Annotated in this window: 14 protein-coding genes; 7 read left to right on the forward strand and 7 right to left on the reverse strand. The window is 62.2% G+C overall.

Annotation, left to right across the window (positions count from 1 at the left end; genetic code table 11):
- Window positions 1-56 precede the first annotated feature (56 nt).
- The 5 genes from mutL (at window position 57) to GRS80_RS11225 (ending at window position 7,041) form a co-directional block, all read left to right on the forward strand.
- Entirely contained in the window at window positions 57-2,279 is a 2,223-nt protein-coding gene (gene mutL, locus GRS80_RS11205) for a DNA mismatch repair endonuclease MutL (RefSeq protein ID WP_160047620.1), read from the forward strand.
- Window positions 2,280-2,583: 304 nt separating this feature from the next.
- Window positions 2,584-3,690 (forward strand): RNA 3'-terminal phosphate cyclase, encoded by a 1,107-nt coding sequence (gene rtcA, locus GRS80_RS11210; RefSeq protein WP_343161540.1) that lies wholly within the window; start codon window positions 2,584-2,586, stop codon window positions 3,688-3,690.
- Window positions 3,691-3,888: 198 nt separating this feature from the next.
- A complete protein-coding gene (gene kdgK1, locus GRS80_RS11215) occupies window positions 3,889-4,842 on the forward strand; it encodes a bifunctional 2-dehydro-3-deoxygluconokinase/2-dehydro-3-deoxygalactonokinase (protein ID WP_343161541.1) in 954 nt (317 codons plus the stop codon).
- 79 nt (window positions 4,843-4,921) lie between these two features.
- A complete protein-coding gene (locus tag GRS80_RS11220) occupies window positions 4,922-6,424 on the forward strand; it encodes an NAD(P)/FAD-dependent oxidoreductase (RefSeq protein WP_160047621.1) in 1,503 nt (500 codons plus the stop codon).
- Window positions 6,425-6,507: 83 nt separating this feature from the next.
- Entirely contained in the window at window positions 6,508-7,041 is a 534-nt protein-coding gene (locus tag GRS80_RS11225; RefSeq protein WP_160047622.1) for a GNAT family N-acetyltransferase, read from the forward strand.
- Between the two features lie 109 nt (window positions 7,042-7,150).
- On the opposite strand, the gene GRS80_RS11230 is transcribed toward GRS80_RS11225, so the two are convergent.
- The 3 genes from GRS80_RS11230 to GRS80_RS11240 form a co-directional block, all read right to left on the reverse strand.
- Window positions 7,151-7,309 carry a rubrerythrin-like domain-containing protein gene (locus GRS80_RS11230; protein WP_149081073.1) on the reverse strand — a complete coding sequence of 53 codons (159 nt, stop codon included), beginning with the start codon at window positions 7,307-7,309 and terminating at the stop codon, window positions 7,151-7,153.
- A gap of 132 nt (window positions 7,310-7,441) precedes the next feature.
- Complete coding sequence (locus GRS80_RS11235) at window positions 7,442-8,740, reverse strand: ribonuclease R family protein (RefSeq protein WP_160047623.1); 1,299 nt, start codon at window positions 8,738-8,740, stop codon at window positions 7,442-7,444.
- Window positions 8,741-8,866: 126 nt separating this feature from the next.
- Window positions 8,867-9,151 carry a hypothetical protein gene (locus GRS80_RS11240; protein ID WP_160047624.1) on the reverse strand — a complete coding sequence of 95 codons (285 nt, stop codon included), beginning with the start codon at window positions 9,149-9,151 and terminating at the stop codon, window positions 8,867-8,869.
- 372 nt (window positions 9,152-9,523) lie between these two features.
- Between GRS80_RS11240 and GRS80_RS11245 the strand changes: the two genes are divergently transcribed.
- A complete protein-coding gene (locus GRS80_RS11245) occupies window positions 9,524-11,833 on the forward strand; it encodes a PAS domain S-box protein (RefSeq protein ID WP_160047625.1) in 2,310 nt (769 codons plus the stop codon).
- A gap of 385 nt (window positions 11,834-12,218) precedes the next feature.
- Here the strand turns inward: GRS80_RS11245 and GRS80_RS11250 are convergent, their stop codons facing one another.
- Complete coding sequence (locus tag GRS80_RS11250) at window positions 12,219-12,854, reverse strand: TMEM175 family protein (protein WP_160047626.1); 636 nt, start codon at window positions 12,852-12,854, stop codon at window positions 12,219-12,221.
- A 154-nt stretch (window positions 12,855-13,008) separates the two neighbouring features.
- Here GRS80_RS11250 and GRS80_RS11255 point away from each other — a divergent pair, with 154 nt between their 5' ends.
- Entirely contained in the window at window positions 13,009-13,488 is a 480-nt protein-coding gene (locus GRS80_RS11255; protein WP_160047627.1) for an RNA-binding protein, read from the forward strand.
- 82 nt (window positions 13,489-13,570) lie between these two features.
- Here the strand turns inward: GRS80_RS11255 and GRS80_RS11260 are convergent, their stop codons facing one another.
- The 3 genes from GRS80_RS11260 to GRS80_RS11270 form a co-directional block, all read right to left on the reverse strand.
- Window positions 13,571-15,409 carry an ATP-binding protein gene (locus tag GRS80_RS11260; protein WP_160047628.1) on the reverse strand — a complete coding sequence of 613 codons (1,839 nt, stop codon included), beginning with the start codon at window positions 15,407-15,409 and terminating at the stop codon, window positions 13,571-13,573.
- A gap of 490 nt (window positions 15,410-15,899) precedes the next feature.
- On the reverse strand, window positions 15,900-16,370 hold the full coding sequence (locus GRS80_RS11265; RefSeq protein ID WP_235019719.1) for a nucleic acid-binding protein: 471 nt from the start codon (window positions 16,368-16,370) through the stop codon (window positions 15,900-15,902).
- Window positions 16,367-16,618, reverse strand: coding sequence for a hypothetical protein (locus tag GRS80_RS11270; protein WP_160047629.1), 252 nt, complete (start codon window positions 16,616-16,618; stop codon window positions 16,367-16,369). The genes GRS80_RS11265 and GRS80_RS11270 overlap by 4 nt, the downstream gene beginning before the upstream one ends.
- Window positions 16,619-16,938 lie beyond the last annotated feature (320 nt).

Consider the following 16,938-nt stretch of genomic DNA (forward strand, 5'->3'; position numbering starts at 1 on the left):
GAGAGGGGTGCATCGACCGAGACCGCTCGAGCGAAATCGATCGGGAACGGAAACGGATGACCGACGCGTCACCGGACGGCGACGAGACCCAGATCCACCGACTCGACGACGACACCGTCGCCCGGATCGCCGCCGGCGAGGTCGTCGAGCGGCCGGCCAGCGCCGTCAAGGAACTCGTCGAGAACAGCCTGGATGCGGACGCCTCGAGCGTCGACGTGACGGTCGAGAAGGGCGGTACCGAACTTATCAGGGTCGCCGACGACGGCCGCGGGATGAGCGAGGCGGACCTTCGCACCGCGGTCCGCCAGCACACGACGAGCAAGATCGAGGGCCTCGAGGATCTCGAGTCGGGCGTCGCCACCCTCGGATTTCGGGGAGAAGCCCTGCACACGATCGGCTCGGTTTCCCGGACGAGGATCCGCTCGCGCCCGCGGGCGGGCTCGGGAACGGGGGATGGAGGTGAAGCCGACGTCGGGACCGAACTCGTCTACGAGGGCGGCGAAGTAACCTCGGTCGAGCCGACGGGCTGTCCGGTGGGAACGATCGTCGAGGTCGAGGATCTCTTCTACAACACGCCCGCTCGCCGGAAGTTCCTCAAAACGACGGCGACGGAGTTCGCCCACGTCAATCGCGTCGTCACGCGCTACGCGCTCGCAAACCCCGACGTGGCCGTCTCGCTCACCCACGACGGCCGGGAGGTGTTCGCGACGACCGGCCAAAGCGACTTGCAAGCCGCGGTGCTCGCCGTCTACGGTCGCGAAGTCGCCTCGTCGATGATCCCCGTCGACGCCGACGCCGACGACCTGCCGCCGGGTCCCCTCGAGTCGCTCTCGGGGCTCGTTTCCCACCCCGAGACGAACCGCTCGAGCCGGGAGTACCTCGCGACGTACGTGAACGGCCGCGCCGTCACGGCCGACGCGATTCGCGAGGGGATCATGGGTGCTTACGGGACCCAACTCGGCAGCGATCGATACCCCTTCGCCGTCTGTTTTCTCGAGGTGCCTGGGAACGCCGTCGACGTGAACGTCCACCCGCGCAAGCGAGAGGTGCGATTCGACGACGACGATGCAGTGCGCCGGCAGGTCGACGCGGCGATCGAGTCGGCGCTGCTCGAGCACGGTATGCTCCGGTCGCGGGCACCACGGGGGCGGTCGGCACCCGCGGAGACGAGCGTCACACCGGAGAACGCGATCGATCCGGATGGCGAGCCGGACGAAGCGTCGGTCCAGACGAGTACGGAGGAGGTATCGACGTCGACGGAACCCACCTCGAGCGAGTCGAACGGGAGGACGACGAGTTCGAGCGAGCCACCCCAGACACGGCGGGAGAACGCCTCGAGGGCGTCGAACGCCGACACGGACGGCGCGTCGAAAACCGCCGGTGATCCGCCGTCACCGTCGAGTACCGAGACCGAATCGGGAGAGAACGCGGGCGACTCGAGCGCCGGCACCGACTCGACACCGACTGTGGGAGGCGAATCGAAGAACGCGAACGTCGGAGAAGGGAAGGGCACCGACTCGGAGACGAAGCCACGATCGGAAACTCACGACGATCCCACCGCGGGAACGGACCCCGTCGATTCGCCGACTCTCGATCCCGACCGAAAGTTCGCCGTCGCGACCGACCAGCAAACGCTCGGGGGGACGCCGGCAACGGGCGAGACAACGGAGTACGACTCGTTGCCACCGCTCCGCGTCCTCGGCCAGCTAGAGGAGACGTACGTCGTCTGCGAGACTCCCGACGGCCTCGCGTTGATCGACCAACACGCCGCCGACGAACGGGTGAACTACGAACGCCTTCGCGACGCGTTCGCGGACGACCCGCCAGCCCAGGCGCTGGCGTCGCCGGTCGAACTCGAGTTGACGGCGGCCGAAGCCGAGGCGTTCTCGGCGTACCGCGATGCGCTCGCGCGCCTGGGCTTTTACGCCGACCGGGTCGGCGATCGGACGGTCGCGGTGACGACCGTCCCCGCGGTGCTCGAGGAGACGCTCGAGCCCGAACACCTGCGTGACGTCCTGACGTCGTTCGTCGAGGGCGACCGCGAAGCGGGTGCGGAGACCGTCGACGCGCTGGCAGACGAGTTCCTCGGCGATCTGGCGTGTTACCCGTCGATCACCGGAAATACGTCGCTCACGGAGGGGTCAGTCGTCGACCTGCTCGCGGCGCTCGACGGCTGTGAGAATCCCTACTCCTGTCCACACGGACGGCCAGTGATCGTCAGAATCGACGGCAACGAGATCGACCGTCGATTCGAACGCGACTATCCGGGACACGGGTAGGACGAGCGAGACTGCGCTCCCGTAAACGCCACCCAGAAAAAGCGGATGCGAACGTCGTGATCGACCGATACCGACGGGGTCCGGTATCGGCCGCGTGCCTCTGACCGCTCACAGCCGCACCGACCGCGCTGTCGAACGACGTGTCCCGAAGCCCCGCCGAAGCACCTGATCTCCGGGACCGTTTTTCACTTTATTGTGAAACACCATTAATGTTCCTGGCGTTCCGGCCCGGCGCTGACGAGCAGGTACCGGACGACCGACGCCAGTCAGTAACGGTACGTACGCCGAGTGCGTACCTCCAACCGTGTCGACAGCTCGCACGCTCGACGGCTCGACCGCCGGCGGACAGTTCCTTCGAACGGCACTCGGACTGTCGGTCGTCACCGGCGACCCAATTACCGTCGAAAACGTTCGCGGTGATCGGCCGGACCCGGGTCTGGGCCACCAGCACCTCGCCGTCCTCGAGACGATGACCGACGTCTGCGACGCCGACACGTCGGGAGACGAACTCGGCTCCGAGATAGTCGAGTTCGACCCGGGACGCTCGGGCGACGGCGGGTCGCTTCCGATCGATTCGGGAGAAAGCCACCTCGAGGGAGGCCACTATCGCGTCGACATCGGCACGGCGGGAAGCGTGACGTTGCTGTTCGACGCGTTACTGCCGCTCGCGGCCGTCCTCGAGTCGCCGCTTTCGGTCACGGCGACCGGTGGAACGGACGTGAAGTGGTCGCCACCGATCGACTATCTCCGGTCGGTGAAACTGCCACTGCTCAGACGGTTCGGACTCGTCGCCGCCTGTGCGGTCGACCGACGCGGGTTCTACCCTGCTGGCGGCGGCCGGGCCACGCTCTCTCTCGGCCCGTCGCGACTCGACCCGCTCGAACTGACAGAGCGCGGCCAGTTCGAGGGAATTCGACTCTACTCGACCGAAGCGGCCACACTCGCCGACAGCGACGTCGCCTCTCGACAGATCCACGGGGCGCTGGACCGCCTGTCGTCGGCCGGAGTGGGGGCGGATATCGACCCAGGTGAGGACCCCATCGACCCGATCGAGCGGCGGGAGACGACCGCCGCGAGTGATTCACCGGGGTCGGCAATCGTGATCCGAATCGATCACGGAACCGGGCGAGCGGGGGTGTCAGCTCTCGGCGAGCGTGGCACGCCGGCCGAACGCATCGGTGCCCGAGCAGCATCGGATGCGGTCACGTTTTTCGACGGGGCGGCACCGATCGATCGCCACCTCGCGGATCAGCTTATGGTGGTACTCGCTCTCGCTGGTGGTGCGATACGCATCCCGACAATAACCGACCACGTCGCGGCCTCGCGTGAGTTGCTCGAGGCGTTCGACGTCCCGGTAGCGATCGAACGTGACGGGACGGGCCCACGTATCGCGGTCCGAACGCGAGAGTGACGAACACGCCGGGCCGCCGGAGCCGGTGGCCTCGACGTGTCGGTCACCGCGGCCAATCGTCGAGGAACCGCGACGTTGATCGAATTGATAAATGCCGTTATCTTACGGTCAAACAATGACATAACTTATACTTCGGCCATCCGTTTACCGACGTATGATTACGATACGGACGAGTCGCGGATCAGGGAGGGCCGAACGGTGAGTGACCTGGTCACGTTCGGGGAGACTATGCTTCGACTCTCGCCGCCGAACGGCGAACGACTCGAGGACACGCGGGAGCTCGAGGTTCTCGCAGGCGGTGCCGAGAGCAACGTCGCTGTGGCGGCACAGCGTCTGGGTACCGACTCGACGTGGCTCTCGAAGGTGCCGGAGTCCCCGCTTGGCAAACGCGTCGTCAGCGAACTGCGGGGGTACGGCATCGAGACGGACGTCGTCTGGAGCCACCGCGGCAGACAGGGGACGTACTACATCGAACGCGCCGGGAAGCCACGCGGCACCAAAGTGATCTACGACAGGGACGACACCGCCATCGCGACCGCGGAGGCTCGAGAGTTCGACGTCGACCGGATCCAGAACGCCCGTGTGTTTTTCACGACGGGAATTACGCCCGCGCTCTCCTCGACGCTCCGGGATACGACAGCGAGCATGCTCAAGGCGGCCAGACAGGGCGGGACGACGACCGCCTTCGACTTCAACTACCGGCGGAAGCTCTGGTCGCCCGAGGAGGCAAACGAGACGCTAACCAAGTTCTTCCCGGGGATCGACGTCCTCGTGATCGCCGCCCGGGACGCACGGACAGTGCTCGACTTCGAGGGCGACCCGCGACAGCTCGCACACAAACTCGGCTCCCAGTACGATTTCGAGACCGTCGTCGTCACTCGCGGCTCCGAAGGTGCCGTCGGCTGGCACGATAGCGTCGTTCACGAACAGGACGCCTACGAGACCGACACGGTCTCGAAGATCGGCACCGGAGACGCGTTCACCGGCGCGTTCATCGCACGCCGGCTGGCCGGCGACGACGTTCCGACAGCCCTCGAGTACGCCGCGGCGACGGCGGCGCTCAAGCGAACGATCCCCGGCGACGTCGCACTTGTCTCCGAGGAGGAAGTCGAGGCCGTCGTCTCGTCGGGATCCGAAGAGGTCTCTCGCTAATCCCCACCCTCGGCGCGTTCGTGCGTCGCCAACTCACGACAGCGCGAACGCCTTTTTACACCCGTACCGAACGCCAGGTATGGTACACGTAGCCGTCGTCGGCGCGTACGGCAGTGCCGGCGTCGCCGCCGCCGACGAACTCCTCGAACGCGAAGGCGAGATCGAAGACGACCTCGAGTTGACGTTGATCGACGACGGGGAGCCGGGCGGCGGGCTCTGTATTCTCCGGGGCTGTATGCCGTCGAAAGACGTCCTCTCGGCCGGCCAACACCGGTACCAGGCCCGCCACGACGACCGGCTCGAGGGAGTTCCGGACGTCGATCCCGAAGCGGTCGTCGCCCGCAAGGACGAACACGTCTCCGGGTTCGCCGAACACCGGCGCGGGCACGTCCACCACCTCGCCGAACGCGAGAACGTCGAGTTCATCCACGAGACGGCCACGTTCGTCGACGACCGCGTTCTCGCAGTCGACGACCGGCGGATCGAGCCCGATTACGTCGTGATCGCGTCGGGATCGGTTCTCGACGTCCCGGACCTGCCGGGGGTCGACGAGGTTTCGTTTTCGTCGAGTGCGGACGTCCTCGACGCGACCGAGTTTCCGGACTCCGGCATCGTCATGGGCTTTGGGTACGTCGGACTCGAACTCACGCCGTACCTGAGCGAGGTCGGCGACGTCGATCTCACCGTCGTCGAGCATGATGATCGGCCGCTCGAGGAGTTTCCGACCGGCTACGGCGAGACCATCCTCGAAATCTACCGCGAGCAGTTCGGGATCGACGTCCTGACGAACGTCGACGAGCGACGGCTCGAGCGAACCGACGACGGCGGCGTCAGGCTATTTCTCGAGCGCGACGGAGCGGACGGCGAAACGGAACGCGGCGATGTGGACGGCGAAACGGAACACGAGGACGCGGACGACGGAACGAACGGCGAGGAGTTCGCGCTCGAGGCCGATCAGCTCTACCTGTTTACCGGTCGGCGAGCCAATCTCGAGGGGCTGGGACTCGACCGGACTCGCCTGGAGCCCGAGCCGGGATGGGTGGGATCGACGATGCAGACGGCGAGCGACGACCGGGTGTTCGTCGTCGGGGACGCAAACGGCCGGGAGCCGATCCTCCACGTGGCCAAAGAACAGGGGTTCACGGCCGGCGAGAATATCCTCTGTCACCACCGTGGAGAGGCGTGTCGGCGGTACGTCAACGTTCCCCACCACGTGATCTTCTCCGGGCTCGGCGTCTACCCGTTCGCCCGCGTCGGCCACACGCCCCAAACGATCGTCGGCACCGACCGGGAGGCGATCGTCGTCGGCCGGGAGGCGTCCTCGGACGGCGTCTTCAAGACCAAAGGCCATCCGGAGGGGCTGGCGACGCTCGTCGTCGACGCCGCGGACGGAACCGTACTCGGCTATCAGGGCCTTCATCTCCACGCCGACGTGATGGCGAAGACAATGCAACTCGCCGTCGAGTTGGAACTCGACGTCCGAGAACTTCCACGTCGGGCCTATCACCCGACGACACCCGAGATCCTCGACGGCCTCTTCCGCGAGGCCGCTACGGAACTCGAGGGGACGAGTGGCAAGTAAGCGAGGGTGAACTCGTCGCGCGACCGCCCGACGGTGGCGTCTTCCGGCACGAGCTTTTGACCGTGGAAACCGTACGCCGCTCTATGAGCCGAGACGTCCGCCAGGCGACGGCCGACGACGTGGATGCGATCCACGAAACGGCGCGACGAAGCTGGCACGCTGCGTACGACGAGATACTCGAGGCTCGACGAATCGACGAGATCGTCGACGAGTGGTACGCGATCAGTGATCTCGAGTCGTCGATCGCCAACGCCAGCAGCCGTGACGACGTGGTATTTCTCGTCGCCGACGGCGATGCGGACGCCTCCATACCGCGGTTCCAGGACGGCTGCATTGGCTTTGCACACGCCATTCCGTGGCCCGAAGGAACGTCGGTTGCATTTCTGGTACGAGTCTACGTCGATCCCGAGGCGTGGGGCAACGGAATCGGATCGAGGCTACTCGCCACACTCGAGGAGAAACTGGCGGACCGGTTCGACCGCATTCGGCTCGCTGTTCTCGCGGACAACCACGTCGGCGTCTCGTTCTACGAGTCATCGGGATTCGACCGAATCGAGACGCGAGAGAACGAGCTGTCCGAGGGACTCGAAGAGTACGTCTACCAAAAGCCGCTGTGAGCCACTCGGGGGACGGAGAGCCACCGTCCAGGACGGTGCCCATCCAACGAGAAACTACACCGACGCCGTATGCGACTCGACGAACGGATCGGTTTCGTCGAACGAACCGCTACTCGACTGACTTCGCCCGGTTTTGGAAATCACCACTACCACACTCCTTACACTCGCCAGGATTCGTTTCGGCCCTGACTATTCGGCCACACTGGAGGCATTCGTACTCGGAGGAGATATCCGACGTGTCTCCTTCGATGTCTTGGTCGTGGGGCATACATCCACGTTCGTGTCCGAGGTGTATAAATTCCACGTGGATATCAACCCTCGAGTCACGTTGGAAACCGGGTGTTCGAGAACCGACACGTCGGCCGTAACTGTCTGCCGAAGATGCTCCGTTTGTAGACGACTAGAGCGTCTTTTCGGCTTCGTCGGTGTCGACGACCTCGATCCCGCGGTTGTTGACCGCCATCGGGTCGAGACCGACCTCCTGGAGGAATCCCTTGTACTCGCGTTCGCACTGCTCGGCGTCCTTTTGTTTGTCGCTGGCGCGATCACAGAGTTCCACGAGGTTCTCGGGCACGTCGTTCTGGTAGACGATCCAGTGATTGATCAGATCCGAGAGCCGACGGATTGGACTCGTGAAGTGGCCGTAGATTTCGAAATTCAGCGCGTGGTGGCCGCCGAAGGGGTCGTTCATATACCGAGCCCGGGGCATCACCTTCATTACCGCCCACTGGATCTTGTCGAGCTGGCGGCCAGGAGCCTCCTCGAGCGTCGCGTTGACCGCCTTTCGGGGATCTTCCCACGTATCGCCCGGGATCGAGACGCCGTCTAAATCCTGAATCTCCTGAAGCGCTTTCGACCACTCGTCCGGACTCGGCTGAGGGTGGACCCGGTACATTGCCTCGACCCCGCGATCCCACATCAGCGTGTGTGTGACCGCCTTGTTCGCTTTCAGCATACACTCCTCGATGATCGTGTGTGCGCGATCCCGGGAGGGGTTGAGCACGAGCGAGCCGTCTTCTTTACGCTGTTCGTGCATCCGATCGGCGAGTTCGTGGACGAGGACGTTCTCCTCGTGGAGCGGCGCGTCGGGATCCTCGAGGCGATTTTCTGCCTGGCTGTAGGTGAGCCGCTCGTCGGACTCGATGACGGACTTGTAGATGTCGATCGTCTCGTAGGTGAGCGTCTCCTTGTCTAAGTGCATCTCGACGGTGTGAGCGAACCGCTCCTCGTTGGGAACGAGCGAGCAGACGGACTCCGCGAGCACCGGCGGGAGCATGTGTATCGTATACCCCGGGAGATAGACCGTATTGCTGCGCTCGACGGCCTCAGCCCACATCGCCGACTCGGGGTGGACGTAATGGGTGACGTCGGCGATGTGAACCCAGAGGACGTACTCGTCGTCGCGCTCCTCGACGGAGAGAGCGTCGTCGAAGTCCTGGGCGTCGATCGGGTCGGTCGTCCACGTCGTCAGCTCACGGAGATCCTCGCGCTCGTCGATCTCTCCGGTTATCTCCGACTGGACGTCCTGCGTGCGATCCTCGGCTTCTTCGAGTACCTCGTCGGGAAACTCGTCGCGAATCTCGAACTTCTCGAAGAGTTCCTCGCGCTTGTTCTCGAGGTGGCGCGCGAGATCCTCGGAGATCTCGACGGGGCCCTGCCCTTCGGCCGTACCGGCGTCGGCCTGTGCGTCGTCGCTCATGAGGGGGAGTACGGACGTGGGGATGAAAGTCGTGTCGGGATGGAGAGAGCGATAGTCCGACACCGACGGACCGGTTTTCGATCGTCTCGCAGGTGATTCGACCGGTTTTCCCGGTCGGAGGACACCTCACGACTCCTCGAGTGGCCCGTACCGATCGTCGACCGTCGCGACGTACCGTGAGAGAAACTCCGCCTGGCTCGGGTTGCCAGCCTCGAGTTCGCCAAGTAGCTTCTCGAGTTCGCCTCGAGGCTGGGGACAGAGGTCGGAGTGACAGCCCTTACAGAGGTGTTCGAACGTCTTGTTCGCTCGGTCCCACCGATCGCCGTACTTGTCGTACTCGCGGGCCATCGACTGGGAGAGCTCGGTCCCACACGCGAGACAGACGACCGACGGCGTTCGGGAGGGCCACATAGCTGAACGAAAGTCGTGCTAGTACTTAACGACTATAGTAGCCACTGCAAGTCATTGCACACCTGATCACCAGACGTATCGGCGATCAGTGGATACATCGGTGGAGTTGTTACTATAGCCGACGTGCTACGAGCGGCCACCATCCCTCCGGTCGATCGGTTCGGAACGATCGGGACAACAGTTCGTATCGAGCGACCACTCATACGATTTCCTGTCATACGGTCTGCTGTAAATCGTTACCGGCGAACCCGCAGACGGGTCGCGGGTCCGGCGGTACATCGGGACAGCAATCCGGATAAATCGATCACCGGAGTATTACGACGACATCCTAATCAGCACGTTTAATGAACAACGGAGAAACGGAACCAGTGTATGAGTGATTCGGTGCAGGTGTTGTACGTCGATGAACGGTCGGCCGCTGCGAACGCTGTTTTGTCATTTTTCGACCGTGAAATCGAGCGAATCACCGTCGATTTCGAAGAAGATGTTACTGTCTGTGACAGAGCGCTCGACGGTGAGGAGTACGACTGCATCGTGGTGGGTGACGCTCCTCTCGAGCGGTCACGGAGTGGATTTCTCGAAGCGTTTCGAAACGCCGACGCGGATCTCCCATGTATCATACTCACCACCGACTGCGCTCCCAATCTGATCCGGAGTGCAGTTGCTGCCGGAATCACCGAGCACCTTCCGCGAGAGACCGACCAAAAGTCGTTTCCGCTGTTAGTCGACCGCATCGACGAGGTCGTCGCACGATATCGAACGAACCGTCGAGCGGACGAGTACGAACGAATCAATTCCGTCCTTCGGAAACTCAATCAGACACTCGTTCGTGCCTCCTCACGGACCGATATCGACCAGCAGGTCTGTGAGATCATCAGCCAATCCGAACCGTACCGGTTCGCCTGGATCGGCGAACACGATCCCGACGAGGCGGTAGTGACCAAACGGGCCGCTGCTGGCATCGAACGGAACTACCTCGATGCGATCACGATCACCACGGACGAGAACGCAACTGCACGCGGGCCCACGGGGAAGGCCGTTCGGTCCCACGAAACCCAGGTCATGCAGAACATCCCCGCGGACCCGGACTACGAACCCTGGCGAGATCACGCACTCGAGCGGGGGTATAGATCCAGTGCCGCAATTCCGCTCGTCTACGAGGGGGATCTTTATGGTGTGTTGAACGTCTACGCAGATCGGATCGACGCGTTCGACGCGGACGAGCGGGCGTTGTTCGACGAACTGGGTGAGACCATCGCGTACGCCCTGCACGAGCGTGAAATTCGTGAGGAGCGCCACCGTCTCGAACGGGCGGTCGAACACGCTGCAGACGCCATCTTTATCACTGATACAGACGGGGCCATCGAGTACGTCAACCCAGCGTTCGAGAACATCACCGGATACACGTCGTCCGAAGCCATCGGACAGAATCCCCGAATTTTGCAGTCCGGGGAAGTCGACGACGAGTACTATGCCGCGTTGTGGGAGACGATTCTGGCCGGCGAGGACTGGGAAGAAGAAATCGTCAACGCGACGAAATCCGGCGAACACTATCACGCCGAGCAGACGATCGCTCCTGTTGCCGACGAGAGCGGAGAGATCAATTGGTTCGTCGCGATCCAGCGAAACGTCACCGAACGCAAACGCCGTGAACGAGAACTAGAGGAACACAGAACACGGCTACAGGTGCTCTTCGACCAGGCACCGGACGGAATCGTCGTTCACGACGTCACGGGCGCGGTTCTCGACGTCAACGAAACGCTCGCCGAAATGCTCGGCTACTCCCGTGCGGAACTGCTCGAGATGGACGTCTCCGACTTCGAAACCGAAGCCGACGACGAACCGTTGCGAGAACGATGGGCGACGATGGCGCCTGGTTCGAGTCACAAAGCCGAAGTCGACGGACGCCACCGACGTGCGGATGGTTCGACGTATCCGGTCGAGGTCTGGGTGAGTCGCCTCGACAGTGAAGACGGCGACGATCGCTTCGTTGCGTTCGTTCGCGACATCACCGACCGCAATCAGCGGATTCGCCAGCTTCGGGTTCTCGATCGCGTCCTCCGACACAACCTCAACAACGAGATGTCGATTATCCGCGGCTACGCACAAACGATCGAAGAGAGAACGGGCGGAGAACTCGCCGATCATGCCCGCCAGATCACCGCCGGGAGCGATCAACTCCTCGAGACGGTCGCCAAGCAACGGGAAATCGTTCAGATCCTCTCGAAACCCCCCGAATACCTCGAGGTCGACATCGTCGAAATCACTCAACAGATCCTCGACTCGATACGTGCCGAGTATCCCGACGCACGGATCGGATACGAGGGGCCAGACCGCGGTCTCGTCGAAGCGACGACGAAGATCGAGCTCGCGATCGAAGAACTAGTCACCAACGCGCTCGCTCACAGTAATCGTTCCACGCCTGCGGTCACTGTCGAAATCGAGTGTACGGCGGAGACTGTCACCCTCCGGATCGCCGACAACGGCCCCGGTATTCCAGAGGAGGAACGATGCGTACTAACCGGAACGGGCAAGGTAGATCCACTGTACCACGGCAGCGGCCTCGGTCTGTGGCTCGTCTACTGGATTCTCGAGCGATCCAGTGGTGCCGTCGAGTACGAAACCGGTAAATCTGGCGGGAGTGTCATCGAACTCACACTCAACCGATCGACATCGGACTGATAGGGGTTATCGTAGCCTACCGAGGGTCTCGAAACCGGACCTTCGGCACTGTCTCTCGGTTCTCCAGCGAGAAACTCTGAACTTCTACGATAACCCCTATGAGTCCGCTCACGAGTGAGCACGAAGACGTTCACCCTGCTTTCGTTCGATCTGGTTGGAAGGCGAGATGGCGGTGTTCGTCGTGGAACTTCCAATCGATTCGGATCACACCTGAGACGGATTGTTGTAACTATTTACCGGGGCAACCGCAAGGAGAGGCGCGGTTGCCCCGGTAAGGACTTACAGCGGTCAGTATGAGACGGACCGTCAAGTGGTTGAGTGACAGTTCGCCTCGAGTCCCCTTCCACGGCGCCAGTTGGATACTCGTTCAGCCGAAAGCGAGGCGCTACCCCAGGTCGTCAGCTAGTTCGTCGTCGGAGGGGTTCGCGCGGCGATAGTAGCGAACCCACAGACGCTGAAGCGGTGCAATCAGGATCGGGACGAAAAACGCGGTGGTGAGAGATACCGTTGCGACGGCGATCGAAAGTACGAACACCGCAGGCGAGATCAGACCCCGAACGGCGACCAGACGTTCGGTGCGGGAGTCGATCGAGTCGTCGGTGAATCCGGCCCTGGCGGCGTAGCTCCAGGTCGCGGTGAGCAACAGACCGACGAGAACGAAGTTGGCCGCGTACAACGTCCAGGCGAACTGGGTCCCGTACAGCCCGAGCAGTTCCGTCGGATACGGGAGAAACGAGATCGAGAGCAAGAACAGGAGGTTGAGCCACAACAAGACGCGGTCGTGGCCCACGATGTATCGAAAGAGATTGTGGTGGATAATCCAGTAGAGACCGACGACGAGAAAGCTCAAGAGATAGCTGATCAACAGCGTCTCCTGATCCGCGATCGCCCCCGGAAGCTCCGCCGCGGAGACGTCCGGAACGTCGAACTGCAACACCAACAACGTGAGGACGATGGCGAACAAGCCGTCGCTCAACGCCTCCATTCGATCCGTTCCCTTCCCGCCGAGCGTCTTGATCATGCGGAGCCATCCATCCGAGGGAACGAGTAGCCACGCTCGACTCTCACGAGGCGGAATCGACCGTGGTCCGGTCTCAGCCTCGCGCCCGACTCCTCGCGTGGGTCACCCCGAGACGAATCTAATTCGTTAAATGGGTTCGGAGGGAAGGAAGGGTATGCAGGTCAAATCCCGACACCACCTCCGAAGCGACGCTGTCTCCGATATCGAGGAGACGCTGGCCGAGCAACTCGGCGTCTCGCCCGAGGGTGACGCCTACGAGCGCGTCGAGTTCGAGGACACCGACTGGGAAGTGATCCTCATCGACGGCGAGCCACAGGTCGCGTACTTCGACGAGGAGCCGTTTCTGACCGTTCGAGGAGCGAACGCCTACGAACCAGACCGTCGCGTCGTGACGGTCGACGCCGGTGCGATCTCGTTCGTCAGCGACGGAGCGGACGTGATGCGACCCGGAATCACGGAGGCGACCGACGACATCACTCCGGACGATCTGGTCGTCATCGCGGAGGAATCCCACGGCAAAGTCCTGGCGGTCGGCCGTGCTCGAGTCGACGGGTCGGAGATGGTCGGCGAGGAGGGAAAGGTCGTCGACTCGTTACACCACGTCGGCGACGACCTCTATGACTTTTCGGGCTAACTGAGACGGGTTACCGTCCGTCAGTGCCGACGCAGCCGCGACCCTGGCGGATCGCCGGGAGATCGAGAACGCGCTGCGACGGTCAGTCGACGCGTTCTGTCGAATGTGACGTCACCGACTCCTCGTCGATCGGGAGCCGAACGACGAAGACGGATCCCGTCGGCTCGTTGTCTTCGATCCACACGTCGCCACCGTACCCCTCGACGAGCGTTCTGACGAGATAGAGCCCCACTCCGGTCCCCGGACTCCCGAGGCCCTTCTCGCCACGGCCGAAGACCTCCCCTTTCCGACGGTCTGAGATACCCGGACCGTCGTCCGCGACGGTTACGAGGACGGTGTCGTTCCGACGGTCGATCGAGACGTCGACTTTTGGGCGCTCGCTGTCGTTGTGGATGATGGCGTTCTGGACGAGGTTGTGGACGACGGATTCGAACATCTCGTTCGCCTCGATCGCCACGTCGGAGCTCAGTCCGTAGACCGTGATCTCGGCGTCTGCGTACCGGGATCGGACGCTCTCGACGACGGACGTTACCGTCCGGTGGACCGCGATCGTCTTCAACTCGGCCTCGTCTTCGGACATCGTCGCGGTCAGTTCTCGTGCCGTCGTCGTCAGATCGATCGCCTCCTCGGCGGCCAGCAACACCGCCTCGAGGTGCTGATCAGCGTCGCCGTCGACGTGGTCAGCCAACAACCGTCCCTGTCCTCGAACGACCTGCATGTGGTTGCGAAGATCGTGGCGGACGACCTGGTTGAGCACGGCGAGTTGGTCGCGCGTTTGCTCGAGTCGACGGTTGCGATCGCGTTGGTCAGTAATGTTGCGTGCGGAGGCGATCAGCGAGGTCGGCTCGCCGTCTTCGTTCGTGACTGGACGAATCGTTCCACTGATCCGTTCGTTTTCGCCGTTCGTCGGATCGAGATTCGTTTCGTATCCGACGTACTCTCCGGCCGCGGCTCGTTCCACCCACTGTTCGACCTTGTCGGCGACGTTTTCGGTCCACCAGGACGTCTCCCAGAACGGTTCGCCGACGACTGCCGATCGATCCTCGTCGACGTACGCCATCGCCGCTTGGTTCGCCTGTAGCAACGTGCCATCGAGGTCGAGCAACGCGACGATCGTTTTGGGGTCGTCGAAGACCGCCTCGAAGCGTCGCTGGTTCCGCCGGCGCTTTCGTTCACCTTCAGTTCGCTCCGTGATATCCGCGATGAACCCCTCGAGCGCCGCGAGATCACCGTCGTCGTAGATACCCCGTCCGCGTTCCCACACCCATCTAGTGGATCCATCAGCAGTGGTGATGCGGTACGTAACTTCGTATGGCTCTCGAGCGTCGAGTGTGTCCTGGACCGTCTCCCAGGTTCGTTCCCGGTCCTCCGGGTGAACCACGTCATCTCCCAACGAGACGTCTCCCCGTTCGAACGCGCCAGCAGGGTAGCCGGTGATCTGCTCGCACTCGCCCTCGATGCGCTCCATCGGCCACCCCGGTTCGTTCCGACACCGGTAGACGATGCCGGGAAGGTTGTCGACGAGCGTCTCGAGTCGGCGGTTTCGTCGCTCGAGCGTTCGTCTGGGCGGCTGTCCCACGGCAGTTCGAATTCGAGTCGCCAGAAGCGAACTCGATCCGTTCGCGACGTAGTAATCTGTCGCCCCCCGCTCGATCGCGTCGGCTGCGATCGAACGATCCGCCGGCTCGAGAGTGACGATACACGGAACCTCAGGGTACCCCTCCCGGAGCGTCTCGAGCGCCTCGAGACAGTCGACCCGACCGTGGTGCGTGACGACGCAGTCGATCCGCGTCGAATCGTCCGCGAGAACGGCGCGGCCTGTCCCAGCAGTCGGCTCGAGCCGAACGTCGAATCCGTCACCGAGACACAGCGACGAGTGGTCGGCACCGATGACGAGCACTCGGATCGGATGCTCAGGCATCAACGTACCCAGAACAAGGTTCCAAAATACAAAACCATATTGATGTTCTTCCGGAAATAGAACAATTACCCTCCGATAGTAATATAGCCCGCACTCGGACAAGTACTGGCCCTATCCGAACGAATTTGCCGATAGAAATCCCTAAACGGGATAGACAAATATGAGAAGATAGTGGATTTTATAGAACAAAGTAGTATTATAGGAACGTTCGTAAGTAGCTATTTCTACGTCACCTGATTGAATCAACGAATACGAAGATATGGTTATTGAACAGTTCGAATGAGTTCCCGAAGAATATCAACTGCTGTAGGCGTGGTTGGGTGCTCGTCTTCATGGTACGAGCGGAGAGCCAACGTTGTACCTAACACCGTCATTCCAGCTGTCATTTATGACATGCTCGGTACATGTAAATCGGTGGCCTCGGCACTCACGACTCACAATCTATCCATAGTGAATGTGTTTAGCGTGGCTATAGAGTCCGCTCGTCGCGTTACTGTTCGTCCAGCATTCGGATGCCGCGCTCTACGACTGCCTCGGTCACGAAGAGACTTGTTTGACGCTGGAGTGCTCGCATGAGTGACGCCGCCTCGTCTCTATCTAGTAATCGCTGAGCGTAACCGAATGCAATTACGCCGATACTGCCGTGTACTTTTATGCCCGCGTCGGACGCTGCCTCTCGGGCGGCGAGGTCGTCGGTTAGAAGAACGATACCCCGCTCTTCAGCGACCGCAATCGCGGCGCGTTCTCCGGCGTCCAGTTCTTCAGCTCCGACTTGGCTCTCATCGGCTTCGACGAGTCCGTACGAGAGGTCGGCCAACTCGTCCGGAACACCGCCGGCCTCGACTTCCTTATAAACCGTCTCTGGTACGAGTAGTGTGTCAAACGTCGAGAGGATTTCGAACGAACCGATTTCGGCGAGGTGAATGAGCGGTCCCGCGTCTGAGACAGCCGCAACCGTCACGCGTTCAGACCCCAGTCGACATCTTCCTCGACGACCTCGCGCTCTCGGTCCGCTCGCTCGACTTTCGTCCGACCGACGCGCTCGATAGCCTCCTTGCGGTCGAGTTCGCCGTCGAGGTACTGTGCGAGTACGAGGTCCTCCCACAAATCTTCGAGACCGCGTTCGAGTGCCTGTTCGAACACTTCTGACTCTGGAAGGCCGCGGGCTTTAGCGATTTCTCGAACCCGGTCGGAAATTTCGGCGGCCATGCAGTACGATTACTCGGCAACGTTCATAAATCCGTGTCCGCCTACCCGGCGAGAACCTGACCGGGGCCTATGTCTACTGTGGCCACAGCTAGATGCCGTTAGAAACGCCGTCTACCGTCAAAAATGGCGGCCTCTGCACTCATAGGGCTCGTCATCACCAGGTGCCGAGTCCGGCTCGGAGCGGGTGTATCGTCATCGGCCGCTCGAGCGTATGCACGTCGAGCCAAAGACGATTTGGATTGCTGTGCTCCGAGCGAAAATCCGGCGGAATTCGGTTATACTGTCGGACAAAGCGAGTTACAGGTTTCGACTGAACAGGG

This window comes from Natrialba sp. INN-245, from assembly GCF_009807105.1.
GTDB classification, from domain to species: domain Archaea; phylum Halobacteriota; class Halobacteria; order Halobacteriales; family Natrialbaceae; genus Natrarchaeobius; species Natrarchaeobius swarupiae.